The 848-nt window shown below is 77.2% G+C and carries 1 protein-coding gene and 1 pseudogene; both read right to left on the reverse strand.

The window, feature by feature from the left end:
* Nucleotides 1-217 (reverse strand): nucleotidyltransferase domain-containing protein (locus tag ABZS66_RS35005; RefSeq protein ID WP_354765324.1); only part of this gene is annotated, 217 nt, incomplete at its 3' end.
* 24 nt (nucleotides 218-241) lie between these two features.
* Nucleotides 242-848, reverse strand: a pseudogene (locus tag ABZS66_RS35010) (hypothetical protein); the annotation flags it as partial.

The raw sequence follows: 848 nt of genomic DNA on the forward strand, positions 1-848 counted from the left end.
GTGTGATCATCCTGACGATGTTCGACCTGGACGCGTACGTGTTCGCGGCGCTGCGGTCCTCGGCGCCGATGACTACGAGGAGGTCGAGGTCGCTGCGGCCCGGGAGGAAGTCGCCGGTGGCCAGGGACCCGTGCAGGATCACGGTGAGGACCGGTGCCTCGATGAGCCCGGCCACGGCATGGGCCAGCCGGTCCGCCGCGGCGAGCGCCGAATCCATCGCGGTGCGCGGTTCCCTGCGCGGCTACTGCTGCGGCGGCCCGCTGGCGGGCGGCGCGTCCGGGTCCGCCGGTGGCTGCGCGTGCCGCGGGTGGTGCGACGGCTGCTGCGAGGGCTGCTGCGAGGGCTCGGGCTGCGCGGACTGCGGCGGCCAGGACGCGGGCGGCTGCTGGGTCGCCGGCTGCTGGGCGGGAGCGCCGTAGAAGGTGGTGGGCGGTTCCTGCGTGGACGGCTGTTGGGCGGGAGCGCCGTACGCCGTCGTGGGCGGCTCCTGAGCGGACGGCTGCTGAGCGGGGGCGCCGTACGCCGTGGTGGGCGGCTCCTGGGCGGGCGGTTGCTGGGCGGGAGCGCCGTAGAACGTGGTGGGCGGTTCGTGCGTGGGCGGCTGCTGAGGCGCGCCGTACGGTGCCGCCGGCGGCTGCTGGCCCGGGCCGCCGTAGGGCGGGGCGGGCGGCTGCTGGGTGGGGGCGCCGTCGAAGCGGGTGGTCGGCTGGTCGGCGCCCGTGGCCGGTCCCGGCTGGGCGCCGTAGATCGCGGTCGGCTGCTCGCCGGGCTGTTGTCCGGACGGTGCAGGGGGCTGGCCGGTGGCCGGGCCGCCGGTCGGTGAGATGGGTGGGCCCCACTGCGCGGGC

It is taken from the genome of Dactylosporangium sp. NPDC005572 (genome assembly GCF_040605515.1).
Classification (GTDB): domain Bacteria; phylum Actinomycetota; class Actinomycetes; order Mycobacteriales; family Micromonosporaceae; genus Dactylosporangium.